The sequence below is a fragment of the Nitrincola sp. genome, assembly GCF_048264025.1.
Classification (GTDB): Bacteria; Pseudomonadota; Gammaproteobacteria; order Pseudomonadales; family Balneatricaceae; genus Nitrincola.
On the sequence record NZ_JBLXDN010000037.1, the window covers coordinates 1 to 26,972 of the forward strand.

General features: G+C 44.4%; 37 protein-coding genes. 28 read left to right on the top strand and 9 right to left on the bottom strand.

What is annotated here, in order from left to right; all coding sequences use genetic code 11:
• From ACN0R1_RS17760 to ACN0R1_RS17805, 10 genes are all read left to right on the top strand, one after another.
• The coding region (locus tag ACN0R1_RS17760) for a phage tail tape measure protein (protein WP_417585275.1) at positions 1 to 1,647 on the top strand (1,647 nt) is incomplete at its 5' end.
• Complete coding sequence (locus tag ACN0R1_RS17765) at positions 1,628 to 1,969, top strand: DUF2590 family protein (RefSeq protein ID WP_417585277.1); 342 nt, start codon at positions 1,628 to 1,630, stop codon at positions 1,967 to 1,969. The genes ACN0R1_RS17760 and ACN0R1_RS17765, both read left to right, overlap by 20 nt.
• Positions 1,966 to 3,171, top strand: a complete 1,206-nt coding sequence (locus ACN0R1_RS17770) for a baseplate J/gp47 family protein (RefSeq protein WP_417585279.1) — start codon at positions 1,966 to 1,968, stop codon at positions 3,169 to 3,171. The genes ACN0R1_RS17765 and ACN0R1_RS17770 overlap by 4 nt, the downstream gene beginning before the upstream one ends.
• Complete coding sequence (locus ACN0R1_RS17775) at positions 3,164 to 3,823, top strand: phage tail protein (RefSeq protein ID WP_417585281.1); 660 nt, start codon at positions 3,164 to 3,166, stop codon at positions 3,821 to 3,823. The genes ACN0R1_RS17770 and ACN0R1_RS17775 overlap by 8 nt, the downstream gene beginning before the upstream one ends.
• Positions 3,820 to 5,292 carry a phage tail protein gene (locus ACN0R1_RS17780; RefSeq protein WP_417585282.1) on the top strand — a complete coding sequence of 491 codons (1,473 nt, stop codon included), beginning with the start codon at positions 3,820 to 3,822 and terminating at the stop codon, positions 5,290 to 5,292. Before ACN0R1_RS17775 ends, ACN0R1_RS17780 begins: the two co-directional genes overlap by 4 nt.
• Positions 5,285 to 5,845 carry a hypothetical protein gene (locus ACN0R1_RS17785; RefSeq protein ID WP_417585284.1) on the top strand — a complete coding sequence of 187 codons (561 nt, stop codon included), beginning with the start codon at positions 5,285 to 5,287 and terminating at the stop codon, positions 5,843 to 5,845. Before ACN0R1_RS17780 ends, ACN0R1_RS17785 begins: the two co-directional genes overlap by 8 nt.
• Positions 5,846 to 5,848: 3 nt before the next feature.
• Positions 5,849 to 6,742 (top strand): hypothetical protein, encoded by an 894-nt coding sequence (locus tag ACN0R1_RS17790; RefSeq protein ID WP_417585286.1) that lies wholly within the window; start codon positions 5,849 to 5,851, stop codon positions 6,740 to 6,742.
• A complete protein-coding gene (locus tag ACN0R1_RS17795; protein WP_417585288.1) occupies positions 6,730 to 7,203 on the top strand; it encodes a hypothetical protein in 474 nt (157 codons plus the stop codon). The genes ACN0R1_RS17790 and ACN0R1_RS17795 overlap by 13 nt, the downstream gene beginning before the upstream one ends.
• Positions 7,200 to 8,786, top strand: coding sequence for a hypothetical protein (locus ACN0R1_RS17800; protein ID WP_417585290.1), 1,587 nt, complete (start codon positions 7,200 to 7,202; stop codon positions 8,784 to 8,786). The genes ACN0R1_RS17795 and ACN0R1_RS17800 overlap by 4 nt, the downstream gene beginning before the upstream one ends.
• Complete coding sequence (locus ACN0R1_RS17805; RefSeq protein WP_417585292.1) at positions 8,786 to 8,983, top strand: hypothetical protein; 198 nt, start codon at positions 8,786 to 8,788, stop codon at positions 8,981 to 8,983. Before ACN0R1_RS17800 ends, ACN0R1_RS17805 begins: the two co-directional genes overlap by 1 nt.
• Positions 8,984 to 9,938: 955 nt before the next feature.
• On the opposite strand, the gene ACN0R1_RS17810 is transcribed toward ACN0R1_RS17805, so the two are convergent.
• Positions 9,939 to 10,979 carry a tyrosine-type recombinase/integrase gene (locus tag ACN0R1_RS17810; protein WP_417585294.1) on the bottom strand — a complete coding sequence of 347 codons (1,041 nt, stop codon included), beginning with the start codon at positions 10,977 to 10,979 and terminating at the stop codon, positions 9,939 to 9,941.
• Positions 10,980 to 11,050: 71 nt separating this feature from the next.
• Between ACN0R1_RS17810 and ACN0R1_RS17815 the strand changes: the two genes are divergently transcribed.
• Positions 11,051 to 11,611, top strand: a complete 561-nt coding sequence (locus ACN0R1_RS17815; protein ID WP_417585296.1) for a sce7726 family protein — start codon at positions 11,051 to 11,053, stop codon at positions 11,609 to 11,611.
• Here ACN0R1_RS17815 and ACN0R1_RS17820 read toward each other — a convergent pair.
• The 5 genes from ACN0R1_RS17820 to ACN0R1_RS17840 form a co-directional block, all read right to left on the bottom strand.
• Positions 11,608 to 12,672: a beta family protein gene (locus tag ACN0R1_RS17820; protein ID WP_417585298.1), complete on the bottom strand. Its 1,065-nt coding sequence runs from the start codon at positions 12,670 to 12,672 to the stop codon at positions 11,608 to 11,610. The genes ACN0R1_RS17815 and ACN0R1_RS17820 overlap by 4 nt on opposite strands.
• Positions 12,665 to 13,510, bottom strand: a complete 846-nt coding sequence (locus ACN0R1_RS17825) for an ImmA/IrrE family metallo-endopeptidase (RefSeq protein WP_417585300.1) — start codon at positions 13,508 to 13,510, stop codon at positions 12,665 to 12,667. Before ACN0R1_RS17825 ends, ACN0R1_RS17820 begins: the two co-directional genes overlap by 8 nt.
• A 2-nt stretch (positions 13,511 to 13,512) precedes the next feature.
• Complete coding sequence (locus tag ACN0R1_RS17830) at positions 13,513 to 14,205, bottom strand: GNAT family N-acetyltransferase (RefSeq protein ID WP_417585302.1); 693 nt, start codon at positions 14,203 to 14,205, stop codon at positions 13,513 to 13,515.
• Positions 14,206 to 14,297: 92 nt separating this feature from the next.
• Positions 14,298 to 14,720, bottom strand: a complete 423-nt coding sequence (locus ACN0R1_RS17835; RefSeq protein WP_417585304.1) for a hypothetical protein — start codon at positions 14,718 to 14,720, stop codon at positions 14,298 to 14,300.
• Positions 14,721 to 14,745: 25 nt separating this feature from the next.
• Complete coding sequence (locus ACN0R1_RS17840) at positions 14,746 to 15,399, bottom strand: phage repressor protein CI (RefSeq protein WP_417585306.1); 654 nt, start codon at positions 15,397 to 15,399, stop codon at positions 14,746 to 14,748.
• A gap of 168 nt (positions 15,400 to 15,567) precedes the next feature.
• Between ACN0R1_RS17840 and ACN0R1_RS17845 the strand changes: the two genes are divergently transcribed.
• The 16 genes from ACN0R1_RS17845 to ACN0R1_RS17920 all read left to right on the top strand — a co-directional run bounded on the left by ACN0R1_RS17845 (position 15,568) and on the right by ACN0R1_RS17920 (position 23,629).
• On the top strand, positions 15,568 to 15,780 hold the full coding sequence (locus ACN0R1_RS17845; RefSeq protein ID WP_417585308.1) for a hypothetical protein: 213 nt from the start codon (positions 15,568 to 15,570) through the stop codon (positions 15,778 to 15,780).
• 125 nt (positions 15,781 to 15,905) lie between these two features.
• A complete protein-coding gene (locus ACN0R1_RS17850) occupies positions 15,906 to 16,445 on the top strand; it encodes a phage regulatory CII family protein (RefSeq protein WP_417585310.1) in 540 nt (179 codons plus the stop codon).
• A gap of 11 nt (positions 16,446 to 16,456) precedes the next feature.
• Positions 16,457 to 16,741, top strand: a complete 285-nt coding sequence (locus ACN0R1_RS17855) for a hypothetical protein (RefSeq protein WP_417585312.1) — start codon at positions 16,457 to 16,459, stop codon at positions 16,739 to 16,741.
• A gap of 94 nt (positions 16,742 to 16,835) precedes the next feature.
• Positions 16,836 to 17,435 (top strand): hypothetical protein, encoded by a 600-nt coding sequence (locus ACN0R1_RS17860; protein ID WP_417585314.1) that lies wholly within the window; start codon positions 16,836 to 16,838, stop codon positions 17,433 to 17,435.
• Complete coding sequence (locus tag ACN0R1_RS17865) at positions 17,428 to 17,709, top strand: hypothetical protein (RefSeq protein WP_417585316.1); 282 nt, start codon at positions 17,428 to 17,430, stop codon at positions 17,707 to 17,709. The genes ACN0R1_RS17860 and ACN0R1_RS17865 overlap by 8 nt, the downstream gene beginning before the upstream one ends.
• Positions 17,706 to 18,107 (top strand): hypothetical protein, encoded by a 402-nt coding sequence (locus tag ACN0R1_RS17870; protein WP_417585318.1) that lies wholly within the window; start codon positions 17,706 to 17,708, stop codon positions 18,105 to 18,107. The genes ACN0R1_RS17865 and ACN0R1_RS17870 overlap by 4 nt, the downstream gene beginning before the upstream one ends.
• Position 18,108: 1 nt before the next feature.
• Entirely contained in the window at positions 18,109 to 18,336 is a 228-nt protein-coding gene (locus tag ACN0R1_RS17875; protein ID WP_222738858.1) for a hypothetical protein, read from the top strand.
• Between the two features lie 3 nt (positions 18,337 to 18,339).
• Positions 18,340 to 18,648 carry a hypothetical protein gene (locus tag ACN0R1_RS17880; protein WP_417585320.1) on the top strand — a complete coding sequence of 103 codons (309 nt, stop codon included), beginning with the start codon at positions 18,340 to 18,342 and terminating at the stop codon, positions 18,646 to 18,648.
• Positions 18,630 to 18,866, top strand: a complete 237-nt coding sequence (locus ACN0R1_RS17885; RefSeq protein ID WP_417585322.1) for a hypothetical protein — start codon at positions 18,630 to 18,632, stop codon at positions 18,864 to 18,866. The genes ACN0R1_RS17880 and ACN0R1_RS17885 overlap by 19 nt, the downstream gene beginning before the upstream one ends.
• On the top strand, positions 18,863 to 19,018 hold the full coding sequence (locus ACN0R1_RS17890; RefSeq protein ID WP_417585324.1) for a hypothetical protein: 156 nt from the start codon (positions 18,863 to 18,865) through the stop codon (positions 19,016 to 19,018). Before ACN0R1_RS17885 ends, ACN0R1_RS17890 begins: the two co-directional genes overlap by 4 nt.
• A complete protein-coding gene (locus ACN0R1_RS17895; RefSeq protein ID WP_417585326.1) occupies positions 19,015 to 19,302 on the top strand; it encodes a hypothetical protein in 288 nt (95 codons plus the stop codon). The genes ACN0R1_RS17890 and ACN0R1_RS17895 overlap by 4 nt, the downstream gene beginning before the upstream one ends.
• On the top strand, positions 19,299 to 21,830 hold the full coding sequence (locus tag ACN0R1_RS17900; protein WP_417585328.1) for a replication endonuclease: 2,532 nt from the start codon (positions 19,299 to 19,301) through the stop codon (positions 21,828 to 21,830). Before ACN0R1_RS17895 ends, ACN0R1_RS17900 begins: the two co-directional genes overlap by 4 nt.
• A gap of 9 nt (positions 21,831 to 21,839) precedes the next feature.
• Positions 21,840 to 22,259 carry a hypothetical protein gene (locus tag ACN0R1_RS17905; RefSeq protein ID WP_417585330.1) on the top strand — a complete coding sequence of 140 codons (420 nt, stop codon included), beginning with the start codon at positions 21,840 to 21,842 and terminating at the stop codon, positions 22,257 to 22,259.
• 10 nt (positions 22,260 to 22,269) lie between these two features.
• Positions 22,270 to 22,731, top strand: coding sequence for a hypothetical protein (locus ACN0R1_RS17910; RefSeq protein WP_417585332.1), 462 nt, complete (start codon positions 22,270 to 22,272; stop codon positions 22,729 to 22,731).
• A 2-nt stretch (positions 22,732 to 22,733) separates the two neighbouring features.
• Positions 22,734 to 22,931: a hypothetical protein gene (locus ACN0R1_RS17915; protein WP_417585334.1), complete on the top strand. Its 198-nt coding sequence runs from the start codon at positions 22,734 to 22,736 to the stop codon at positions 22,929 to 22,931.
• A 362-nt stretch (positions 22,932 to 23,293) separates the two neighbouring features.
• Positions 23,294 to 23,629, top strand: coding sequence for a hypothetical protein (locus ACN0R1_RS17920; protein ID WP_417585336.1), 336 nt, complete (start codon positions 23,294 to 23,296; stop codon positions 23,627 to 23,629).
• On the opposite strand, the gene ACN0R1_RS17925 is transcribed toward ACN0R1_RS17920, so the two are convergent.
• Complete coding sequence (locus tag ACN0R1_RS17925) at positions 23,624 to 23,875, bottom strand: ogr/Delta-like zinc finger family protein (RefSeq protein WP_102953826.1); 252 nt, start codon at positions 23,873 to 23,875, stop codon at positions 23,624 to 23,626. The genes ACN0R1_RS17920 and ACN0R1_RS17925 overlap by 6 nt on opposite strands.
• Before the next feature lie 94 nt (positions 23,876 to 23,969).
• On the opposite strand from ACN0R1_RS17925, the gene ACN0R1_RS17930 reads away from it, so the two are divergent.
• On the top strand, positions 23,970 to 24,200 hold the full coding sequence (locus ACN0R1_RS17930) for a hypothetical protein (protein WP_417585338.1): 231 nt from the start codon (positions 23,970 to 23,972) through the stop codon (positions 24,198 to 24,200).
• Here the strand turns inward: ACN0R1_RS17930 and ACN0R1_RS17935 are convergent.
• The gene (locus tag ACN0R1_RS17935; RefSeq protein ID WP_417585340.1) at positions 24,183 to 25,208 is read right to left on the bottom strand and encodes a phage portal protein; all 1,026 of its coding nucleotides are present in this window, start codon (positions 25,206 to 25,208) and stop codon (positions 24,183 to 24,185) included. The two genes, ACN0R1_RS17930 and ACN0R1_RS17935, sit on opposite strands and share 18 nt — an antisense overlap.
• Entirely contained in the window at positions 25,205 to 26,971 is a 1,767-nt protein-coding gene (locus ACN0R1_RS17940) for a terminase large subunit domain-containing protein (protein WP_417585342.1), read from the bottom strand. The genes ACN0R1_RS17935 and ACN0R1_RS17940 overlap by 4 nt, the downstream gene beginning before the upstream one ends.
• Position 26,972: the final 1 nt, after the last annotated feature.

Sequence of the window (26,972 nt, forward strand, 5' to 3'; positions counted from 1 at the left end):
TCACTGGGCGTAACTGATGAAGCGCTTAAACAGCTTTCTCAAACTGCCTTAGAGTTCGCCAGTGAATACGGCAAATCTGCCACGGATTTTGTGGCAGCCTCTTACGACATTCAATCCGCTATTGCGGGTTTGGATGGCAACGAACTTTCTCAGTTCACCAAAGCTTCAGGCGTGTTAGCTGCGGCTACTAAAGCCGATACCAGTACTATCACCGCCTACATGGGCACCATGTACGGCATTTTTAAGAACCAAGCGGCTGAAATGGGCAAAGGCGCATGGGTTGAAGAGGTCGCAGGGCAAACCGCTCTGGCCGTGCAAATGTTTAAAACCACAGGTTCAGAGATGAGCAGCGCATTTACCAGTGTTGGCGCGAACGCGACATCCGCTGGTATTGCAATGTCTGAGCAGATGGCGATTCTCGGTACCTTGCAAGCCACTATGAGCGGTAGTGAAGCGGGTACCAAATACAAGTCGTTCCTCGCGGGTGTGGGTAAGGCACAAGACAAGCTCAACCTCTCGTTTACCGATAGCCAAGGCAAAATGCTGCCAATGCTCGATATTCTAGACAAGCTGAAAGGCAAGTTTGGCGACACGCTCGATGTTGCTGAATCTGATGCATTGAAAGCGGCGTTTGGTTCTGATGAAGCCGTCAGCATGATTAAGCTGTTGATGGCAGACACGGACGGACTAGGCAAAAGCATTGAATCACTCGGTCAAGTTCAAGGCATGAGCAAAGCAGAGGAAATGGCCTCTGCTATGACCGACCAATGGGAACGCCTCGAAGCTTCATGGTTTGCGATTCGCGCTGCCGCCTTTGGCATGATTCTGCCTGCCATTAACTCAGTAACAGGTTCGATTGCTGATGGGCTGACATGGCTCACTGCAATGACCAGCGAATATCCGTTGCTTACCGAAATGATGAGTTATGCCGCTATTGGCGCGGTATCGCTTGGTGGTGTGGTTGCTTCACTCTCGCTAGTGATGGGTATTAGCAAAATGATGTCGGCTGGCTGGGCGGTGACTATGGGTACCTTAAACGGAGTGCTCAAGTTGCTGCGCATCAGCACCATTGCGATGACAGCAACCACATGGCTATTCAATGCAGCACTTTGGGCGAACCCTATCACGTGGGTTGTGGCTGGCATTGTTGCTTTGGTGGCTGCGGTCGGTGCAATGATTTACTGGTGGGATGATCTGAAAGCTTCGTTCGGTGACACCGCAGTATTCAAAATGCTTGCAGCAACCATCGACTGGGTAATCGACAAACTCAACATGATTCCGGGCATCGACATCGAGTGGCGTGCCGGTGAAATGCCGCAAACGCCTCAAGCTGACGTCGCAGAGAAAGCCGCTAAGGTTATTCCGCCAATGCCGGACATGCAGGCGCTAGAAGCACAACGGGCGAGCATTCCACAAATGCCACTAATGGATGCGCAAAACTCAGCTATCGAAACTGACACCTCTGTCATTGACTACAAAAAGCCACAAAACGCGCCAAAGCTGAACCCGAACATGGTGCAGAACATGAACAGCACACAAAGCCGTTCTACTACCAACACTCGCCAGTACGGTGATGTCTACATCACCACGCAAGGTGGCTTTACGCCTGACGAGTTAGCGGAATGGGATGAACTCAATGCCGGATAAACAGTATATCGACATCAAAGTGATCGACGGCGGTTGGGATGTTGACGCAGGCGCACAGCCAACCCAGTGCAGTGACTTATACAGCATCGCGCAGGACATCAAACACGCGATAATGGAAAGCGGTCTAGCTCGTAAGTTAGTCGCGGAACGTAACCCAGTGCTACGCGCTGACGTGCTGTTGCAGATAGAGCAAAAAGCCGAACTGGATAACCGCATCATTCCGGGTACCGCTTTAGCAACAGAAAGCGAAGCAGGGAACATCAAGCTAACCGCGCAAGCGTATGACTACGACCAACTGATTCAAACTGAGGTAACCGCATGAGTAAACGACCAACCGCTGACTTTGTGGAAATTCTAGCGGAATCAGGCATTCCGGTTACTGAAGACGCATTAGAAACCAAGCTCAAAACCGAAGTCACAGGCGCAGGCAGTAACCTTTCAAACGACTCTGATATGTCGCCATTCTGGCGTTGGGTTCGTGCGGCAGTAGTAACGCCAACCGTCTGGTTGATTCGTACCTTATTGGCGGGTTACGTCATGCCAAACATGTTTGTTGCTACGGCAGAACGTTGGGCGTTAGAGCTTAAAGCATGGGAATACAACGTCACACCAAAAGGCGCAGTGAAAACTCAAGGCTGGATAACCTTCACCAAAGAAAACGTAGAAGATGAAGTAAGCGTAGCCGCTGGCGAAATTATCCAAACCACCACGATTGATGGCGTGATTTACAAATTATTAGTGATCGAAGATTCGGTCATCGCGGCAGGGTTAGCCACAGGCAAAATACTCTGTGAAGCAGAACAGGCAGGTGACCAATACAACCTAGCAGCCGGTTATTTCAATATTCTGCCGAAAGGCATTGCAGGCATTGTCTCTGCCGTTAACGAACCAGACTGGATAACCACGCTAGGCGCGAATGAAGAAAGTGACGATGAGCTGGCGCTACGACTTCAAAACGCGTTCACCAGTTCAGGTACCTGGCACATTGATGATGTTTACCGTTCTATTATTTCCAGCGTGGCAGGCATTCGCAGTGACAACATCTTCTTTGAGAATACAGGTCATGTAACACCGGGAACCGCAAACGCTTATGTACTGATGGAAGTAGGCGAAACACCGCAAGCCGTTTTAGACCAGTTGAACGAATACATTATGGACGATGGTCACCACGGCCATGGTGACGTGCTCACCTGTTTAGCCATTCCAGATACGCAACATGCTGTGATTGCTGATGTGGTATTCGTCAGCAACCTAACCGACACGCAAAAAGTAGACGAGTTCTTAGAAATTGAAGACCGCATTCGTGCTGCGTTTCGTGAATCTGCCGCTTATCCAGAAATGACTCGAGCACGGCCAGAAAGCCGATTCAGTATTTCTCAGCTAGGTACCGAGATTCACAACAACATGGACAACGTAGAGTCAGTGCGAATCACCGTTGATGGTGTGATCCAAAAAGACATTGTGAGCCTGTTAACTCAGCCACGCATTCAGACACTGACCGTGCAGGAACTGGCCGATGAGTGAAGTTGAACAAAACGCACCGCAGCTAACCCAAACGCCAACACCTTGGTGGCAGGATGGGGCGACCACATCAGAAGTAATTAAAGAACCGTATTACCTAAGCAGTGGCGTGTTCACCTTCTTCAAACTGGTTCGTTCTTGGTTGCTGTTTCCGCTAAACCAATTCAATGCGTTGACGTGTAGTGAAAAATTATTGCGATTGATGGCGTGGGACAGAGACATCACACAGTTTGACGGTGAACCGTTAGAGCTGTTCAGAAAACGAGTGAAGTACGCGGCCATTAACGCCAAAGACGCAGGTAGTGTTTACGGATTCAAACGCATTTTCCAACGCTTGGATATTGGCATAGTGGCGTTCAAAGAACGGGAAAGTGCCATTGATTGGGATGTGTGCACCATCGAGCTAAGTGACAGCTCAATTTCTCAAAACAGTAAGTTAGTACAAACGTTAATAGAACAGTACGGGCGTACCTGCCGACGCTACCGTTTTCAGGTGACATATCCCAATGAAATTCATATTAACCATGGTGAGTTTTCACATAATTTCACGATGTTCAATGCCGAAATTAAAGAGGGCGTAAGTGTGGAATTTACCCCTCAACCCATTGAACACCAACAGCAGTTATTTATCGCCACATTAGGGGGTAACTTATGAGCCTGACGGCCATTCCATTAGAGTTTGAAAAGTATCTGCAAAATCAGATCAGTGTCGGTGATGGGCCGGACATGAACGAAATGATTTTTGCCTACATTCCAGACCTAGATTTAGCTCAGCCGATTGACCGCGAACAAGGCTTACCGGACATTTCGCTTTGGGTACATCAACAAGATATCGACCAAGTGGGTAAGTTAGGTGATAACGCTTTGGTGTACTCGGTAGTGATTCCGGGTTCAGTGGCTTCCTTTACCTTTAACGCCATTTACCTGCGTGATAAGAACGTACCAAGTTCTTGTGGCATGGTTGTCCATAAGGTTGAAGAAACCAAAGAAGACGGCATGACCAGTACCAAGTCACTGATGCAACAATACAATGGTGCCGCGCAAATCGCAGGTATTAACGTGGATGCAGCTACTTGGCAAATCAACTATCAAGCCCGTTTGTTCGGTATTGAAGATGATATGCGCCTAGCCAACCTAGACAACTATGGTCACACCGCCTTTGTGGATGGTTTCGATATCACCCAACAAGCCGACCCAACCAAGTACGCGATTTCTGCGGGTATTGCTTATGTTGGCGGTTTACGTGCCGTTCTCGATGCTGAAGTGATTCAAACCATCAACACCAAACCAAACGGCTTATATCTCGATGTCGTCCGAACGGGTACCGTGTTATCTGAGTGGCAGAATGTGGTGACTGTTCGTTTATCTGAGGTTGAACTTAGTGACTATGTGGACGCTAATCAGCAACAGCACTATGTGGCGAAACTAGCAGGCATTAACGCTGACGGCTCGATTACAGACTGGCGCGTGAAAGGTGGCTTAGGTGAACATGAAGCGGCAAGTGATCCACATCCTCAGTACTTGAAATCACAAGCTCATTTATCGGCAAGTGACCCTCATGGGCAGTACCTAACTCGTGCAGACTGGCTAAAACACATGCTCTTCAAAGGCATGCCGATGTCTGCCGTTGGGCCAGACCCTGACCCTGATATTTGGTTACCCGCAGGTCGAGTGGAACTACTGAGAGCTGATTACCCAACAGTATTCGAAATCGTCAGCGCATCAGCATTATTCACCGACCAAGCCACCATAGATGCGGACCCAAGAGCCTACGCAGGACATTGGGGAACAGGTGACGGTGCAACCTCATTCACCACCGATGACTGGGCGCTGATGATGAACATCAAAGTAGCTGGCGGTTATGGTGCTGCGGGTTCCACGAAAGAAGACCATATTCAGAATATCACAGGTACTGTAGGTGCTAGAGATTCTGTTGCATCAGCTACAGGAGCTTTTGAGGCAGTTGTATGGGCTAGTGACGTTGATGCAAATGCTATAGGGTCAGGGTATGGTTTTAATTTCGATGCGTCTAGAGTCGCAAGAACAGACACCTACACAGACACAATGGGCATCTTCCTTGACCACTACCGTGTAATTCCGAAAGGAGTATTCAGCTATGCTTAAACATCACATTAGCCCGGTTTCTGGCGAATATGTCCAATCTCAAAAACTGGCTGAGAAAGTTGGATTCACCACATCGCAGCCATTACCAGAAGTTGAACTGGCAGAAAATGAATACTTCGCCATGCTCGATGCTGACGGCAAAGTTCAATACTGGCCTGATGATACTGGGTGCGCATGGCAAGTAAAAACACGCTTTGAAAAAGTAACCGCATACAGCAAAGAAACCAAAGAGCCTAAACAGTTCGACGATAAAACACTGGTGACGGATGACTACACACTCACCCAACCACCACACCAATACGTCACATGGAGCGAAGAATTAGGCGATTGGCAAGTTGACACTCAAGCCAAATACGAAGCTGAAGTCCAGCAAGTAACCAACACTCGTGAAAGCCTCTATGTGCAGATAGTTGATCGCCTGAACAACGAAGCCAAAATGATTCGACGTATTGAAGGTGATGAAGCCAAAGCCGCTGAATATGAAGCACAAGCCGATGCCGCTTATTTGCAGATTCGCGCCGATAACCCTTGGCCTGAAGTGCCAGAGGCTTAGTGTATGTGGACACAATCACCACTCACTTGGCCTGATACAGCCCAAACCATTCAAACCAGTGCCGAGGCTGTAACAAGCCAAGTCGGCACAGCAATGAGTGAAGCGGAAGGTAGACTAACTGCTTTAGAAGGTGACGCCAGTTTCGGGCGTCACTCTTTAAGTTCAGAGGCTGAAGCACTGCTGGGGCTGCGTGATGACTTAAATGATTTACTGGTTAGCGGTACTGTTCTCAGCGCAACGCCTTACCAATTTCAGGTAGGCGAAAAGCTGGATTCTGGCAGTTATTTAAGTCCGACCAATGCAGTGAAAACCTTGGTGGCTAAACTGCGTGACCTTGCGGACACCCATAGGCCCAAAGGTCAGTTAAACGTGGTGGCTATTATGCTCACAGCGCAAAGCATGAATGAGTTTTCGGCCAAGCTGCAACAAATAACCTCAGTGATGACATTGCCGGATTGGCAACAGGTAGCAAGGCAGACAAAAGCACTCAGAACCAATGACTATGACAAACTGCATCAGCCAGCTGCTATTGTTCAGCCTCGCTTTAAACCTTCGGCAACACTGAATGCGCAGCCAATGGGTGACTACTTTGACCAGCAAAACTCGCAATTAGTCACTCTTGAATCACTCGCCAGTGACAGTACTAACGTGATCGGTAAATTACAGGCATTAGCGGCTAAACGTTCAAACATGTTGGCGGATGTGTCTCAAGCCATCAATGCACTAAAAGCTGTGCAGGGAAGCGTGTATTCCGCGCAGTTCTCCGGCAGCGCTGAAAGTGTGGCGACTCAGTTAGCCAACGCAAGTGTGCCGAATAATCACCAATTCACTATTGCAAGTTTGCTTATCAGTAACGAGCCGCTTACCTATTGGGAGGAATTACTGTGTTCGCCTTAGACGGTCAAACCTTTAACCTAAAAAACATCCAAGTGGGTTTCTCCCGTGAATTTAAAGCGCAAGACCAAAGCGGAATGTCATCAGCGACCGACGATTCAGAACAAGGTGAAAAAGCCGCTGAGTTAGATATCTCTGGTGTGATCTCATTTTACGACCTTGCACTACTTGCTACATTGCAAAACATGAGCACAGCCAAAGACGAAAGCGGTGACCGCATGGCTTATCGAGTCGTCAACGATGTCGTTAACGCCTTCAAAGTCAAAACCGTTAAGTTCACGGGTAGATTCTCCGTCACGCCACAAGAAAACCAAATGGCGTGGAATGTCTCGTTCAAACTCAAAGAACACAACAGCGTGGCCGAGCAAAAAGAACAGCGCCAAAAAGACCAAACCAAGCCAGAGCAGCGTGAAAACACTCGCCTGAAACAAGCCTTACAAGCCAATGAGGAGGCGGCATCGTGAAACTGACTAAACGCCTTTTCATCAACAATCAGGAATACAACCTCGCCAGCCACAAAGTAAGCCTAAAGCTGTCGCTGGGTGGTAAAGCCTTATTCGTGATTAACACCAGTGAGCCACCGAAACGCTTTGATTTGGTGAGTTTTGAGATTGGTTATGAGCAACAGAGCAAACCGTTTTTTGAAGGCTTTATCGACAAGGTAGAGCCTGCCGCTAACGGCGCTTATAAACTCACAGTGAAAGAACTGGCGGGAGCGTTGGCGAACCCGTTACCGATAAGCATTGAACACCCAACAATGGGTGATATTTTTGCGATAGTCAGTACCAAAACAGGTTTAGAGTTCAACTTGCCCGATGCTGAATACACCACTCGCGTAATCCCTAATTTTGTCAGTCAGGGTGATGGCTATCAGTGCCTAGCGAAAATAGGTAAAGCGTTCGAAATCGCGGATTTTGTCTGGTACCAAGATACCGACCAAACCATCTTTGCAGGCTCATACCAAGACAGCCGATTCAATGACAAGCCAATGACCATTCCGCACGAATTCACATCACGTCAGAATGGTAACAGTGTCACGTTCGTACCGTTCCCGATGCTTCGCCCCGGTCGAGTGGCATTTGATAAACGCATTACACGCCTAGATCTGATTGGCGATGAAATGACAGCTTATTGGAACGACAACACCCAATCAGCCAAACAGCGTGAAATGGCCGATATGCTGCCAGAAGTGGCGGCAGGCTATCACTTGCCAATATTCGGACGAGTAGAAGCCGTGCGTGACAATGCAACCGCAGGGAAAACGGCTGACCCGTTTCGCCCACGTTACGCCATTGATGTTCAGGTTCTCGATGAAGACATGCTGCCAGACATCACCATTCCGGTTTATCGCTCCATTCCTCTGCCGGTTAACATGAGCGGCCATGAATCGGGTTTATTGGCGTACCCATTGGAAGGCACAGTAGTTGAAATCGCTTTTGCTTATGGTCGAAGTGATCGCCCAATTATTCGAGGCATCTACGGTCGTGATTACGCACTACCAACCATTGCCCCAGGTGAACAGCTTCAACAGCAACGCGAAGAAGTAAGCCGACGCATTGATGCCGCTGGCAACATCACCGATAAAACAGACCAAACCTTTACCACTCAGTCACATCAACGGATTGAGAAAGCCGCGAAATACATTGCGGAACTAGGTAGCCATACCCTTGATGTGAAAGGGCATAGCTCTGAGAACATCATAGGCAAAAAGGTTATTGAAGCGTTAGGCGCAGTAGAAATACTGGCAGGTGACAACCTAGAACTTGGCAGCTTAGGCAACATGCACATAGCAACTGCAGGGGAACTGGTCTCTGTGATCGGTAAACTGCGCAATATCGTTATTGCTCAAGATGACAAACTGAAAGTGATGGGCAATCGACTAGAGACAATGGAAAAGGACTGGGAAGCCAGCGCCAAGAACATGCGCTTCACCGCAGACTTAATCACAATGAACGGCGGCAAAGGCGTAGTGCAGGGCGATTGTATCTGCGCATTCACTGGCCTACCGCATTCCGACCTATCAACCACAGTTAAGGCAGGTAAATAATGGCCCTAAGTAAATCATCACTGAAAGACAGAATCATCACCGAACTAAAAGGGCAAGGCTTCACCACCACAGGCAGCCACGCCAAAGCCGACGAACTAGCCACAGCAATAGCAAATGCCGTAGTTGATGAGATACAAGCCAACGCCAAAGCCAACGTTGCAAGTGGCAGTTCCGCAGGAAGTTGGCCGATTCAGTAGCCACATAAACCACACCAAAGCGCAGCCACACGGCTGCGTTTCTTTTTGCACGTCACCCACTACCCAAAGCACTAACACCACGCCATGAGCAAACCAGAGCGGTAGGCTCACGTAATCGAGCCTTTTACCCACGGAATCCGCGCTCCTCTACACCCGCCTGCGAGGTTTTTTGATCACTTTTTTCGCAATTTTCTTTCCGCGAAATTTATCCTACGGACGAAAAGACCAAACAAAGCGCCAAGCCTTAAGCTATAAGGGGCTTAGCGAATGACTGAAACCATAGAAAACGCCTTAAATCAGCCTAAATAAAATTTCGAAAATTGAAATTATTTGCAAAGAATTGCAAAAACAATGATCTGAAAAGATCGCGCGTGTGGTTGTAACTCTTTGAATTTAAATGATTGAGCTGTTTTACGTGACGTTTTAGAAAGATCTCGCGTGATTTTTAATGATCTGATTTGGTAAAGCGCAAGCCAATCACAGCAAGGCTTCAAAGTGAATTCGCACTTAAAAACCTTTTTGCAATTTGTTTCGTGGTGATCGGTAGTGTTGTGAGCCCGAACAGGAGCAAATGAGCCAGACAAAATCCGTGATTTTTCAGGATGAAATTAGTGTCGCCACAAGTGACTTTAAATCAAATGTGTCGCCACTTTGTCGCCATTAACATGGTTAATTTATTATAAGTATTTGATAGTAAATGGGTGTGCAGTTATACAAATATTAAGGGGCTTTTCTTTTGCCTGTTGTTTAGTATAACGGGCAAAAGCCTTTCTAAAGTCCTTTCTTAAATTTCAAATTTAAATTAACTACCTGTTATTAAATGAAATTATCTTTTTGTTTCTGAGCTGTATGCACAATGGAACGTGACTAATCCAAACCTGTGAAACTACAAAATATTGCTTATATAGGTGTATGTTAGTGAGGTTTGATGATGGATGTCGCCATTTTGCCGCCACTAGTTTTCTAGCGGATTGAGATGTACTGCTTGTATTAAATGGTCTGGTGAGAAGTGCGCGTAAACCATCGTTTGTTCTATTTTTTGATGGCCTAGAATGCGCTGCAGAATGAGGATGTCGCCACGGTTCATCATAAAGTGAGTGGCGAAAGTATGCCGCAGAACGTGGGTTGCTTGCCCTTTTGGAACATAGCTAGGTAATGCTTTTTTGATGTAGTGGTGTGCGGATGCGTACGTAGTACTAAACACGTCACGGTCGTTAACAGCCATATCCATAATTTCGCGGTACAGGTTTTCTGAGATTGGTACCGAGCGAATACGCTTACCCTTAGTTTCAATAAACGTCAGCTTGTACTTAGAAACCTGAGAGCACTTAAGTGATAGCGCTTCACTGATACGAGCCCCAGTGGCTAAACATATTTTCGCAATCAGAATAATCTGAGGAATGGAAACCGATACTTTCCCGTCATCAAACTGCTTAATCGTATTAAGAAATTCAGGAATGTCTTGTTTGTGTAAGTAAGCAAGTGAACGCTGATCGGTTTTAATGTTGTCGATTTCATCCAGTGGGTTAGGGTGGTTCCACTGCTTGTACTTTTTAAGCCGGTTAAACATGCCACGCAGTAAAGCGAGTTGGTTGTTTTGAGTAACAGGTGATAGAGACTGAACACCATGTTTAGAAACATGGCTTTGCCTGCTTGCTCTGAATTCCAAGTAGTGACGCGCAGTAAAAGTAGAAGCGATAGGGTCGCCGAGTTCCTTGATAGTCAGGGCTGTTTTTCTGTGAATGGTTTTGCCTGACTTTATCGTGTGGCCGTGTACTTGCCACCATACTTCAAGTAGTTCACTCAAACGACGGTGATCTGGTTTATCACCTAACCACGGCTTGTCGTCTACCTCTCGCATGGTGAATTGTTCAAAGGCAACCGCTTCACCTTTAGTGGCGAAGCGTTTACGAACACGCTTACCAGTGCGGCCTTGTGGATAGCACTCACAAAGCCAAGGTTTTTTGTGTCCATCTTTGAGATTTCGTACGCTCATCGTTTTTCTCAGTTGTTGAATAAGCTAGTCTATTCTTTATAATGTCGCCTTTCCAAATAGGAGGTAGCAACTTGTTGTTAAATGATGCTGATATCAGACCTAACTTAATTAATTTTCTTAATTCAAAAGCTTCTGAACCACGAAAAATAATTGAAGAGCTTCATGTTCATCGAGGCAATGCTATTGCAGATGTGGTTAGTATTCACAACGAAGCTCATTGCTATGAAATTAAAGGCGATAATGACAAGATTGATCGAATCCTAAAACAAGGTGCTTTTTACAATAAGGTGTTTAATAAAATCACTCTTGTAACCACCGAGAAAAAACTTGAAGAAGCGCTCAACAAAGCCCCAGAATTTTGGGGAATTATTGTAGCTTATCGAAAGTCAGACACTGTAAGGTTTCGATATGTTCGCAAAGCTACTAATAATCAAGAATTCGATAAAGTATTAGCGCTATCAACTCTTTGGAAAAGTGAACTTACTGACATGAGCAGTAAGTTAGAACTTAACATTTCAGATAAAATAGGGAAGAGAGAGTTTGCTAGTGAGCTTGCTGATAAGCTAAGTAAATTTGAAATTAGCCGATCAATTGCAAACCTACTAGCAACTAGGGAACTTCCTGTATCTTAGTAATCGTTCAACATGTATGTTATGTGAGCATTGATAAGATGCTTGTTCATAAATGCAGGTTGAGCGTTATTTCCAATTTTCTTCGATTTTTTAACGATATACTCATCGCCTTTAGAGTAGTTCTCGCCTCGGAAAAATCCTTTACCTACAAGTTCTAAGCAAAGCGTATCGTATTGACCTGCGCCATCTGGGTGAGACTCTATTGCATTGCCGCGTAGAAAATGCTGATAGGTGTCATAGCTATAAACTACTTTTGGGGTCATGACTTTGCGCAATGCGGCTGGAGGAATATCCACGTCAGAATAGTCTGGTGTTATCACTGTGTAATCACCTAACTCAATATTTTTGATTTCTAGCATGCTTGTCACAGCGTTGTAGATGGCACACTCAATTCTATCGATTGTATTGCGTTGGCCTGATGCAACATTGTCGATGTAATTGACCGAAATAGACGAACCAGTCAAAATGATTTTTTCAAACTTATAATCTTGGCAAATATCATATATAAATTTGGCTATAAGGTTGCTTAGCTCTACTGCGTTCTCTTCCACACAAACACGACAATCAATAATCAAGTGCACCTTGCTATAAGGTTTCGAATCGCCGACATAAAATTCATTCATGATATCAGCTATGTCATCTTCAGATAGAACATAGCTTTTGAAATCCTCTTTAGTTAATCGGAGAGCGAATGTGTCACTACCAATTAATGGGTCATGCAGAGAACTAATTCGGTCAGGTGTTCTGTCGAGCCCTACTACTGGAATAAAGTTTATACTTTGGAATGTATCTATAAAGAAGTTATATACGATATCGCCATTAATGCGATGACTATCATCTAAGTCAAAATCATCAATATAGAATCGAGGGCAACCTTGAAAATTTAACTCGTATTTTCTTAGACCTTTGGTGATCGTATTCTCGATATCTTGGTCAGTAATATCTTTCTTAGTCGCTAAATCAAAGAATGGTGTAATGCCTGCGAGTTCAACTCTTTCCAGTAGCTTTAACGCGCCGAACTCACTCCCTTTGAATTTTAAAAATGGTGTGTATTTATTCATTTTCTATTAGCTCCCTAACATCGACGTTATTAACATACTGCGCAAGAATATGTTCTGCTTTTAGTTCTTTTTGTAAACGCCCAGCCACAACAATCGGATGGACATTATGTTTTTTAGCAAATGCTTCGACTTCCACTTGATTGAAGTTTTTTCTGGCAGGGCAAGTCCTCCAGATGTGTCTAGGGATTAATGAGTTTCCGGCCAGTTTATCGGCTTCCTGTTCTGTGATGTTGTCCCTTTTTGATTCAAAATCATCAATAATGTAATCATCAAGCTTGTCATAATGCAGGCATATATGAGAAAGCTCGTGCATCAAAGTGAACCAAAACATATCTAATCGCTTGTATCGCAAGCTTATTCCAATTACTGGGTGACCAGATCTAAGTTTGAATGCAACACCGTCTGTTTTTAATCCTTTAATCGATGATTCGATAACTAATACGATACCTTTATCAGCAAGGAGTTGTGGTAACAACAGGATGTTTCTTGGTTCAACATTAAGCGTTGCTATTTCAGCAAGTTCCTCTTTGGTTATGCCTTTGAATTCAGAGAGCTGGTTAATCGAAACAAATAGATTTGCTAGTTGTTTGACATTACTTAACCAAAGGTTGACCAAAGCTGTATTAACCTGATCAGCTTTCCTAAAGAAAGAGTTATTAGACTCTTGATGTCCTATCTCTTGAAAAAGCTTGAGCCTGACTAAGTCTTTATCTTTCTTCAGTTTGGGCGGGAGTTTATCCAAATGCTCTTTGCTTTTATGAAATGCGCTTAAAATACTTTCAGCTGAACTAGACGGGTTCGCATTAACTATTAATGAGTCAAATTTACTATTAGGCATTTTTAAGCCTCCAGAAATTTAGCAAGTTGAATTTTACCCATTTCATAATAAGCCAATGAGTCTTTGTCTTTAGCAGAAATAGCTTGCATCCCTATTTTTGTATAAAAACTTTGTGCTTTAGGAAGAGAATGTAGCGAAAAGCCTTCGGTAAGTCCTAACGTGTCTTTAGCGAAGTGAATAACTTCTTTAATAAGAATTGGCCCAATGCCCTTGAATCTCTGTTCTGCTACTAGATTTGGCCTATTCCACGGGGCAACCGCTAAGTATTCAATGTAGAAGATAGGGGCTGAAGTTAAGGCACCATTCTCTGGATGGTAAATCAGACAGGCTGCTTGTGGTTCTCCATTAATGGTAACGAAGAACCACTCAAACTGAGATGAATAGTAATGCGCATGTTTTGCTAACCAGTTCCAGTGGATATCTTCTAAGCTACTATCGCTAATTAGCTGATGTTTTTCGTCCTCGCTAATTGGTCGAGAATCGATGTTTTGGAGGATTTTTAAGTTGAATTGTCCCCAAGAAGTATTGCATTGCCAAGCAAGACTGTCTGACCACCCTCGCGATATATCATATTGGTGGGCTTGGCCTGATTTGTCCTTGTGCAAACCAGACTTAATTACATTACCACCCATAAGATTATTGTTCTGGCTTTGCTCAATTATTCGCCGAATATCATTAATAGTCATTTGACTCATACACAACCTAGCCTCTATCTAAATTATTATTGTCTTTTTAAGATCTATTTAGCTTATTTTTTAAAATGTAGTTCGATTGCTAATTAATATCTCTATGAAGTTTTAACACACTTCACTTTGTACTGTTGTATCACGTTATTAATGATCTCACGCTGTTCGCTAACCGCTGTTGCATCGACAGTGCCTTTGGAATAAGCGTAGGTTTGGTCTACGAAGATTTTTGCACGCATCATTACGTCGTTATATGCGTCGCGAGTAATTTCTAATTCAGGGTTCATCATGTCTTGGGGTGACAATTGGTTTGCATCAATGATTTTTTCAATTTGAGGATTAAATGTTTTAGATCTCCATTGAGCAATAGTTTTGTAGTCAGCATTTGCGTTGTGGAGTTTTATTGCCTCAATTACCAGAGGAACGCTTGGTCCAAGTATCGAATAAGCAGACTCGCAGTCTGAGGTGGCTGAATAAGCAGGTGATGCTAATAATCCTGCAAGAAGCAAATAAACTTTTCTCATATAACCATTCCCTAGCCAATTTTTATTATTTAAGTTTTGTTTCTAAAACAACCTTCCCGATAACCTCAATATCACTTTCCTGAACTTCAATAGTCTGTCCGTCGAAAGCAATAGCCAGTTTGCCGGGTAGGCGTTGAACTTGGTTGATGGAGTAGCGGCCGTCGATGGCAATCAGGTAATTGCCATTCATTGCGTCGTTCTCTTTCTTATCGACAAGCACAACACTTTGGTTGGTTTCAATTTCAATTAGGTCTGCTTTCTCTAAACCAAAGCCATTTATACGGCGAACTGGATACGGCACTTCGCCAGTGTCTAGAAGCTTTCCATTTGTCAGGCAAAAGCTTTTGAGAATTACTGAATCATGCTGAGAAATTACCAAACGCTCAGCGCTATGATAATTCGCTGCACTTTCAGAGATATTACCGCTTGCAGTTCCCTTTCTGTCTTCTGGCTTTAGTGCCATCTCTTCAATTGGTATTCCCATTGCCAAATGAAGTCTGACCATCAATTCATGTGACGTTCTGTCATGCATGTTCCAAGTGCTAAAAGTCGACTTAGGCACATCCAGTATCTTAGATAGTTCCAAAAAATCCCGACAACCTAAAACTTCTTTGAGTTTTGAAGTGAATTCACTTCCCTTTAGGTAGTCGTATGCTGGTATTTGATTTTGTTCAGCCATGTGATTCCTGAAAGATAATTAGACTCAAATCTCAAAAATTAACAATCAAAGCTCATTTGATCGTTTACAAAAACTCATTTGGGATTTATAGTCATCACATCTCAAGATTACTGCGAATAATCATGAGTACAGTGAAATGTTATTAAATCAACTAAGTAGGATATCACTATGCTGTCATATAGCCCAGCTCTACCAGTGCCGTTTGTGACGTATGAAGAGTACTCACGTGCCACTGGAATGCCTATTGATACAATTCGAGATTACGCCCGTAAAGGCAAAATCATCATCAAAAAGAAGACCGCACCAAAAGAAAAACCACTCGTTAACTTAATTGCTATGAATGAGCTAGCTGCTCGTGAAGCTTTAGAAGTGTTGGGTTGATGCCATGCGCCTTTCCTCCCTGTTACCGACTAAATCCTTTTGCCCGATGTGGCTGCATGTGTTCGCACTTGCAGTCATTTTCGTGCCGCCGTTTTTAACTTATATCGCATAGGAGATTGTTAAACATGGATGCAAACATCGCTATGTGCGAATTACGCGAACGCAAACAGCAATCTTACAACGCTGTTTGTAGTGATTTCGCTGTTAACCACAACATGGAAGAACTCGCTCAGCGCATCGGCATAAAAGGCACCATGTTGCGAAACAAACTCAACCCAGCGCAGCCGCATGTATTAAGCCCAGTAGAACTGGCTTTGCTGTGCAAAGAATCAAACGACTACACCATCATCAACACATTGTTGGGTGATCTTGGTTTGGTCACGGCATCGGTACCAGTAGAGGAACAGGCGAAAAGCTTAGTTGAACGTATCCTTGAACACTCGAACCTCACAGGTCAACTTTCTGGCAGCGTGTTAGAGCTCAATCAAGAGCGCCGTTATCCACGCAGCCAAAAACGCAAAACACTCGCCATTGCCCAAGCCGCAGTTGGCAACCTCGTTTTACTCATTTCCGATTTAGAAAACCGCACTACAGGCATGTCACCACTGCTAAGCATGGGTGTCGATTTTGTCATGAACGGTGCACCAGTTCCCGGTTTAGCTTAGGAGAAATAACTATGTCAGTTGCTATCCAAACTTCAAAACCAGCATGTCACAAGGCTTGTCCTGATATGCCATTTCACAGCTTGAACGCAGAGCAAAAAGCCAAAGGGTTAGCTGCATTGCAAAAGGTACGCAGTGACTTGAAAGAAAGTCAGTTAAAGCGTTTGCGTGAACAGCACAAAGCACTCACAGCCGAAGCAAACCACGAAGACACAAGCCAGCAGAGAAAGATGCGTATTGAATTTGAGCTGGCACGAATCAACACCCAAGCCAAGCGCGTTAATCAGCGCTGGTCTTAACACCAAATATACCTAGCCAAGCCGTTTGCCCTCTCGATTTCTTCGGATTGAGGGAGGGCTTTTTTTACCCAAATTAAGCGTAGGAGCTTTGATTATGGAAGAGCAAAAACACATACAACACGAGCAAGTATCGAAAGTTAGCGACGTTGTATTAGCAGAACAGTATCGAAATGAAGCCAGAGAACTACTGGCTGAAACTCGTCAAACAATGGCTAAAATTCAGCGTTTCAATGACCTTTCAATGAGCAATCAACGTCAGTTGATACTGGCAATGAGTAACTTATTACCACGCCCAATCGTTGCTGACTTTGATGTCAATTTTGAAGATGAAAGCGAAGCAATGAAAGACTTCGCTCAAGACATGGTAACCACTATAAAGCAGCGTGAAATCTTTGACGTTATCCACGCTATCAATGTACTGGCGCTATCAAACAGTGATGTGATTCAGGTGTTTATTGATATTAACGGTAATGTACAAACGGTTCGAGTTTGGGCGGTTGATATTGACACTGACTGGAGTGATAAAGCGCCGAAACCTGACAGACTATTAAGTGAATCGGTCTGGTTGGAGCACAAATACGAACACGAACCTAGCCCTCTAGAAAAACTCCTTTCCATAGAAAGCCAATTAACCGAACTCATCATTGAAGCCCGTGAACAAGCCGAAGCAAATGCGGAGGTGACTCATGGGTAAGTGCAATTGTTTTGACGAAACATTGGAAGCCATGAAAGCGCATATTATCGAAAAGCTTCCAGAAGGTGTTGTTGACTTTGAAGCTAGCTGGGAAGGTCACTCTTTCATTTTAAGTGATAGAGACCATGTGCCAGTTAACCCTCAAATTAACTACACCTATCGCAAGATAAAGAAAGACAAAACACCAGCGGCAAACCTTTCGAAAGGGCAAGTGAAGGTGTTCTGTTCTTACTGCCCGTTCTGCGGTCGTGAAATTGGGGAGGACTCGAAATGAGCACTATCACCATTTACCGCAAAGACCTCGAATACGGCTTACGTTCGGAAGGTTTCACTACGCGCAAAATTGAACAGTTCACTCGCGTATTTAATCCGGTTGAATCAAGCCAAGGCTTGATGCTGGAGCTTGATTCAACTCGCGCCATGTTGGTGAACGTGAACGGCACTGAGCAGGCGCTATCACTGGAAGACTTCATCAAAGCGTGGTGGGTTTACTGGGTTGTAGTGTTCAACCAAACCACCGACGCCGCTTCACATCATCAAGCCGTTGGTGCCATTCGTGCGCTGTTCTTCGTATCGGCATGTGTTCGCAGTTACAACCTCAACCAAACCATGAAGCAATGGTGGCAAGAATGCGCACCTCTACACGGTAGCAAATCTTTGGAGGCTATTTGATATGGCTTCATTAAGCGAACTTATCAAAGAAATCGGTGATGAGAACGTCACCGTTCAAGCACTTCACTCATGCATGGAATCAGCTCAATACAACAAAGGGCTTACAACCATCAAATTCAAAACGGACGGACTTGGGGCTACTGACTTAGTCAATGACAAGAAAACAGCGTTGATAGTTTGGATGGACGCTGACCGATTCAACGAAGCACTCGCAAAGTTTAAGGGGTAAACGATGAGCACATTAGTTATTTCACCAAGCATTAAAGGTTTATTAGACGCAGTTATTGAAAGCGGAATTGAACAACAGGAAGCGCTAGCGGTAGCTCATGCAAAACAACGTGAACATAAGTCAGCACAGAACCAAATGTCTGATTTTCTGCATGAAGAAGCCTCAAAGAGTGATGAAGTTGCTGACTACTTCTTCTCTGAAGCTGGCGTTCTTTACCGTGGGAAATTGTTCCAGTTTGACGATGAAGGAGCGCTCATTGTGAGTGATGGCCCAACTTTGGTGGAGTGCGAACCATGCAATACACAGCAGTAGAACTAAACCCTGAGGGGGTGGTTATTCGTCATTCGAATACTCAAGAGGTCGCCAACGTAATGGTTGGTGACTTTGATTCAATGCAGGACGCAGTAAACCAAGCCTGCCGTGATCTTGATTGTGTCGTTATGCATCCGCTCGGTAGCGGGATGATTAGCAAAGGCCGCGACAAAGGCGGCTACATGTTGGTGACAACTCAGGAGTTGGGGGAAGTATGAATAGTGAAATGCAAAAAGCAGTTGAAGCACTGCGCGAAGCGATTCAAGAGGCTGAACAGTTTGGTTTGGTTAGAACTGAAGATGGCTCTGTTATCACAGGTGCAGTAGCAACTGAGCATGGAGTCATGCTTGTTGAGGATGGTGACGAATGAAACTTAACAAACAAGAACAGAAAGCCATTGATGACATGCAAAAAGTCTTGGACACATTGAAGAAACCAAAAGGTGATGTGTGTTTATCAAGTGGTGATATTGCCAATATCCAGCGTGTTTTAGGTATCGACTTATGGAAAGCGACGTTAGCTAGTAAGGAAGTTAAAGAAACAGTTCGCAATAAAGAGCTTCCTCGACTGTTTATTTCATTCCGCACAGGCGGCGGTGCGCACGCAGCAGAAAAGCATTGTTTCTTCCCGTTTCAGGTGAAGACTAAAGCATGACCTACTACCAAGCAGTAAAACCATTAAAGCAACCTTGGAAAGTCCCTCATTCACCTATTGATGAGGGGCTTGCCTGTATTGCTCATGGCTATAAACCTGCGTTGGTTGAACCTGATGATCAGAACTTCATTGAAAGGGACTTATACCTCCTAAACCCTCATGACCATCAGTGGCGAACAGAGAACCAGTTCTTCAGTGACCTGCCTATCTACCTGATGAAATATTTTGCTAATCGTTATAAGCAAATATTCAAATCCAAAGGTAGAAACGCAGCGAACACCTATCTGCGTGACAAAATGGAGCCTGCTACAAAGCGGGCAAAACTCGTTCTAGCGCAATACAAAAAATTGCCAACCACACACAAGGTTTATTTGCTCAGCGAAGGGGATGCCGACACTGAGCAAAGCAACTTTCAACAGCGTTTTGATTTTGACCAACCAACAAGCCGCAAACCGCCAGTCACAAAAATACTGGCAGAGTTAGAGCAATCAGAACTTAAAGAGATGGCATTCACCATCTCTAAAATTGTCGATCGTTTCTACCAAATCGAAAGCAGTAAATACCATGCAGAAACAACGTTAGGCACTGAAATGGCCGTGGTGTTTACCTATGAACAAATGGCTGAATTTGTTGCTAACTCATTTGGTATCAAGCCGCCTCGCAAATACAAACATCAGTCTGAGCTTTCTGCCCTGCAAGACATATCAAAACTGATTAGTGACAAATGGTGGTTTAATCGCCTCACTAAAATACGCAAAATTATGCGTGAGCACTTAGCCATTGCTATGGGGCAGGTATCGTCAAAAGCATCACCGTACGCTTCTTATGATTGTGTTCGTGAACACAAAGAACAGCTAAAACGTAACTGGGAATTCATCAAGCAGTGTGAATTGTTTGACGAAGAAACACAGGAAACAACAGACCTTGCAGATATGGTGTTGCGTAGTGTTTCTAATCCTGCGATTCGTCGTCATGAACTAATGGTTCGCTGCCGTGGTTGCGAAGACATTGGGAACGAGCTGGGTTTGCAAGGTTTGTTTCTTACCCTGACAACTCCTTCTAAATATCACAACAGCTATCAAAGAGGCGGTTTCGTTCCACACTGGAACGGAGCAAGCCCGCGTGATGCTCAAATCTACCTGAATAATGTCTGGCAAAAAATCCGCGCCAAATTGGGGCGCTTGGAACTGCGTTGGTTTGGTGTTCGCGTTGCTGAACCACATCATGACGGCACGCCACACTGGCACCTGTTGATTTGGGTGAAACCTGAAGAACAAGCCGCAATAACAAAAATCTTTGTTGAATACGCAACCGAAGAAGACAAGCACGAGCTTTTCAATAAAGAAGGGAAGTTTGATCACACGCCACGTTGTGACATTGAAGAAATCGACCCAGAGAAAGGCACTGCGACAGGCTACATCGCTAAGTACATTTCAAAGAACATCGACGGTTACGCAATGGATGAAGATTTGGCGGATGAAACCGTCGAAATCAATCCAGAAACAGGCAAGGAAGAAGGCCGAAAAGCAAAAGACATGGCGAAGCACGTTAGCGCATGGAAAAGCCGCTGGAACATCCGCCAGTTTCAGTTCTTTGGTGGTGCTCCTGTTACCACGTACCGCGAACTGCGCCGCTTTGCTAATCAGAACAAAAAAGCCTTTATGGAATACCTGTTCATGCAGGAGCGTGCTGACCTTCTCCAAATCTATTTTACGTTGCACCGCGATATTACGGGTCCTATCAAACCAAGCCATTTAATCACCAACCAAGAGTTGGTGATGTTCATCGGCAATAGATACCAATCTGAAGAGTTGGCGCAGATGGTTGGTGAGAGCTACGAATCATCAATGAAAAGCGATGATGCGAGCATTACCGACACACTAAAAGCTGCCGACCAAGGTAACTGGCAAGGTTACATCATGGGTCAAGGTGGTCCATTCGTTAAGCGTGACGAATTGCTGATCGTCAATTCATACGAAGTACTTCCATTCGCTTCACCTCACGGGGAAGACGTTCGCAAGATTAAGGGCTTTACCACACCAGATGAAACCGTAGAAACCCGCACTAGGGTCTGGACGATTCAGAAGAAAGGTACGGGGCAAGACCAAGCTGAAGCGGGGGCTCTTGCTCTTTCAGGCACCGCAGGTGCCCCTTGGAGTTCTGTCAATAACTGTACGCACCCACCGGGCGAACAAGTTACCAGTGATAACGAAAGACCTTTAGATCCATTAGTGGAATACGAGATAAGCAGGCTGATAACTGACCATGATTTCACCGAAAACATACGTCAGCATCTACTTCAAGGTCACTGGGTAAGGGTTACAGAAGAGAAAAGCGTCAAGTTAAACCTTGGCGATGGACAACGACGCCCAGACCAAATCGTTTACCGCAACGAATACAAGCCAGATTTAAGTTGGTTAGGTGAAACAACCGAGCCAGAACCGGAGCAAATCCCATTAACTGAAGAGAACTACCAACAACCAGAGCTTTCACATTTTGAATATGTGGATAGCTGGCCGTTGGTGTAAGGAGAGCAAATGATTGACATAACAGATACATACAAATCCGTGATCGACATGAACACGGCTTACACCAATAGCCTGTTGAAAGATGGGCACGATAAATACTACGAGCCGAGAGAGTTTGTTTATCAGTTTGGCACGGTCAACATCAACGTTGGTCGTCAAGTTGGTACGTCAACTTTCATCATGCGTCAGGCTACCGAGAATGACCTTATCCTTGTTCCAACTGAACAGGTAGAAGAGATGTATGCAGAATCTGAAGCTTTGGTGGTGTGTAGCGAAAATATGGCTCTTTTAAGGAAAACCATTGAATCGAAAGTATTCGAGAAAATTTACGTAGATTCTCCAGCGTACTGTCATCCAGTGATTAAAGGCATGGCTTTGGAGCTAATCAAGAAACATACCCAACAAATAATCATGCTTGGAATGCACTAAGGAGCACACCATGAAATCAATAAACTGGAATCAAATGTCAGGACTTGGGCTTATTGAACGAATCAATCGTGAAATATTGCATCCGCTTGGGCTAGCTGTGTCGAGAGACGTTGAAACCGGAACAAGTACCAAGGTGTTAGTTGCTGATGATGGCATTTGGGAATATCCATCAGATATGCAAACAACCATAATTAGTGATGATGAAGTCAAAGCAAAGTTGATGAATATGCCTAACGGTGAACCGAAAATAAATGCCGATGGATGGGTTTCAGTGCTAGAACGTTTGCCACCTAAAGAAAATAGTAAGGCATCAACGTCTGATTTTGTTGATGTGTTCGATGGTGAAGAACGCTGGCCAGATTGTTACTACTGCTTCTATAACGAAGAGTTTATTTGGAACGATACTGGAGAGGCTATTCCGGTTAATGCCACGCATTGGAAGGCTATTAAGTTGCCAAGAGTTGAGGGATAACCATGCCAGAAGAAAAAATAAACATAGTTGCGGTAGATGCAGCAACTAAAGAGCTTCGCTCTAACTTATCGCAGCAAACTGACTTATCTGAGTTTGAGAAAATGCTAGCCGCAAAGAACTTGGTTTCAGAACTGGAAAATCAAATATCAATTCGAATGCAAAGTGCAGCACTCTATAGCATGTTAGCAAAGTTTAAATAACGTTCTTTATCTATTAAAAGACCGCTGAAAGGCGGTTTTTGTTGCATTTAAAAACGTGAATCACGTTACAAATATGAGTTTCACATATATGTGTATACTCTTTAACGTATTGAATGTTAAGTATAATTAACTTATTTACGGTGCCGCCGTATTTTAGGGTGAAATTATACGTTGACACTAAAGTCAAAGTTCCAGATATTTAGTTAACCCTCCTTTTGAACCTCCCCACGCGATAAGTTTTTTTAAAGCATAATTGCGCCTAAACTTCATTCGAATTTAGCAAACGCTGATCCTATTACTGGTTCAGGAGGAATCTAAATTGAATTTGGTAAGGTGCTCTAAATCGTAAACGGGAGACAGCTATGAACACCAAACTGAACAATGATCAACATCGCGAAAATTCCCTCACTGTAAATAACGCACTTTTATACTGTTTAAATATACAGTATTCTTGCAATTGTGTTGGTGAGGGTATTGATATGTCAGAACAAAAACAACGATTTAAACACGCTCTTGATGTTGTCTTGGATGGGGTTTCGCTCAGTACGAGCACGAACAGACGTGGGGAAGTAGGCGTTTATCTTTTAGGGCTGCTGATTAAAGACAACCCTCATTTGGTGGAAGCGAGTGACGTGAAAACCATTCAATCCATTATTGAAATGGCAGACGAACAAGAAAGCCCTGCGTTTCGTTTATAGCATGCTAAGTTGGTGTTTAAGTTGTTGTCGCTGCTCTGGCGGCAACGCCTTCACCAAATCAAAAGCCAACTGGCTAGTTGTTTTCGCAGACGGGCTAAGGGAATGGCTGAACGAAAGGTTCATAACAAAGGAATGACCGCATTCTGGGTCAGTACATGAACAATACAAATCGGCATGGCTGTTCGACAGCCTGTTCGACTTCTGAATATTACTTTTACATCCGCATTCAGGGCATATCACGCGCATAAACAAAAAACCTAGCTAATTGACTGACTTACTAATCATACGTCAACTAGCTGTGTTTTTGTACAGTTTGAATTGATTTCAAGGTAACAAGATTATGGAAATGGCTACACCAGATGAAATAGAAGAATTGCGGTGGATGATGTCACCGTTTGACTCAAGTATTGCTGCTGTGAACTTGAAGCGAATTGAAGAAACATATGATCTCTTCATTGGTCATGAAAGAGGAATCGTTCACCCAAGGTTAATATTTGAGTACCTTAAAGAAAGCAAACCCATGCCTAAACATGGGTATGAATCGGTTAAGAAGTTACTGACTGTCAGTTAACTCTATATCAAACTTCAAATGCAGTGACTTCGGAATCTCCGGGTCACTGTTGATCGCATCTGCAAAGCGCTTACACACCGGAATCACTTCGTAGCGGTCATAGACACTGCTCACTTTTATGGGGTCTGGTGTGTTTGCTCCCTGCATTGGAATCATGCCGCCCATACCTGCTGGGAAACGGTGACCGACAAAAATATCCTGCGCGGTAATATTCTTGATACGCTCAAACTCATCCTTAGTGGCAATGTCACCAACAGGAATCAATTGAATCCCTTTTTCGGCACCGTTTGGAATGTTTACGAACATACTGCGGAAATTACCAATACCTTTAGAACTGGCGATCTTCTCTTTCAGTGCTTCTTCGTCGTCTTCACTCAGGTTCGGGTCAGTCGCATAGAAAATAAATCCCATGTGTGCACCGTTTAAGTAGTAGCGACGACGGAACAAGGTAGCATCAGTATTCAATAAGCTGCTTTGAATACTGCCTAAGTAATCAGGTAACCCATACACCTGTTGTTGTGGGTCATACTGGGGAACAAATATCACATCATTCTTTTTGAAATTTTTTTGCTGATATTCTGGCAGCAGTTGGGCGAAATCCCCGTTTTTGCGTTTACGCATGTGCACCATCGGCAAGGGCTCAAGAGCAATCACTTGCTTTAAGTAATTACGAATCTTCACGAACGCCGCCATTCCTAAACCAAAATAGTCCCACGCGAAATTGTTCATCTTAAACATGGGAAGATTTCCACCCTGAATAAAACGGCCAGCCACATAGTTGGCGCGAGCTTTCAATAGTGAACCGTGATAGCCGTTGGCGTTGGCAATGTCTGCCAAGCCTTTGAGTGAAATAGGCGGCTCCCAGTAATCGTCAGCATCGTTATAAGCCAGTTCACAATAGCGAGTCATCCAACTATTGGAATCAACAGGCTCTGCGTGAGAGTCAAAGCTATAGACCGATTTGTTACTCGTTTCTTCGGTTTCTGTTTGTACAAGTTGTTCTGTCATGCTGCTAACGCCCATGTTGATTTTCGTTTGGTTGCGTGGTCTAAAGGCTCATTAATGAGAGCGTGGGATAATGCCCAGAAGTCATCGGCATGGCCAACCACTTCGCTGCGGTCAGCTTTAAAGGTCATCATATTGCCGCTGTTGGTTGGTATTCGTTTGATCGCCATGAATGACATTGCGGTTTCTTTCATGCCTGCATCAAACTGCAAGCGTCCACCGTCTATTACATCAATCATCTTCATCACTAAGCGGTTTTTGTTTTCGTTGGAATAATGAATGGCGACCGTTTCCCGTGGGTGCTTGTTATGCAGTAAGTCATAAACACCTGCACCTATGCCGGTGATATCAATCCCCAAGTAAGTCACGTTAAAGCGTTCAAACACTTTGCTGATTTCCGCAGCCTGGTGAGTAAAGCTCAAACCGCGCCAGGAATGTTTCTCAAGCACTCGGAATTTCTCAGCCGCCACAATGGGCGGTGCAACCACCATAAGCACTGCGTTATCGCGAGAGCGTGAAGGGTCGTAGCCCAGCCACACTTCACGGCTGCCAAATGGTCGCGCATCGTTAGCTTTGAAGTCCTGCCAAATGCCAGAATCAACCATGCATTTTTGAATTTTGCTGAACTCGAATATCGAGCTGGCACCGTCAACAAATTCACACATGAATAAGTTCTTGAAATCTCGTTCGCTGTTTTCTTCTCGTAACTCATCAAGGTCAACAAGGTCAAATCCCAATTTAACGGCATCAGGCATAGTAATGACATAACGCCATTGTTTATCTGGGCATACTCGACCACCATCACGCAGTTCATTGAAAGTCGGAAACTCAATATTTTTACGGGTAGGTCTATCTTCCTTCCACTCGTCTCCAGTCCAGAACTTATATGCTTGATGAGTCTTGGAAGAAGGAGTAGAGAAATAGGTTAAGCGCCAGTGTTTGTGGGTCGCTATACCTCTGGAAACCTTCTTAACTTCATCGAATTTTCCAATCCAGAAATATTCATCTGTATAGAGGTCGCCGCTATAGGACTGAGCTGTTTTACCGTTTGTAGATAAAAAGCGAAGGGTTGCACCATTAGACAGGGTGATCGGGTTACCAGTCAGCTCTATATCAAAAAACTCTTTGGCTATGCGAATGATATAAGTGCGAAAAACTTCTGCTTGAGAACGTGATGCTGATAAGAAAATTTTGTCTCGACCGTTAAGAACGGCATCTTCGAAAGCTTCGCCGCTGAAGTAATAAGTAGCACCAATTTGACGAGACTTAAGAATATTGCGAATACGTTGATGAAGATTTTCGCGCATTGTGTGTTGAAAGGCATACAGCGAGTCATGCCAACGTTTGAAATCATCTTCAGTTAGCTCACTTATATCGTTTTTCTTTTTTCTGCCCCGCTTTTTACCATCACCTCGTTCATTGCTTTGGTGATGACCACTTCGATCTTGTGTTGATGAAGCTCGTTCAAGCTTGGCTTTGATTTCCGCATCGGCTCTTCGAAGCTTAACCTGCTGTTCGATAAGCTGGTTCATTTCTTTGAGCTGCTGATCGCTTTTCTCGTCTTTATCGATAAGAACTGCCAAACGCTTATTTATCATTTGCTCTACTGAAAGCTCATCAAGCAAAAGTGCCCAACCAAAACTATCAGCCCAGTTATAGATAACACGTGAGCCACTAATTTTTAGTTGGGTTGCAATGTCTTTAGGAGGCACGCCGCGAAGGTATAGTTTTTTCGCCGCCTCTTTTATTTCGTCTGAATATGCCATG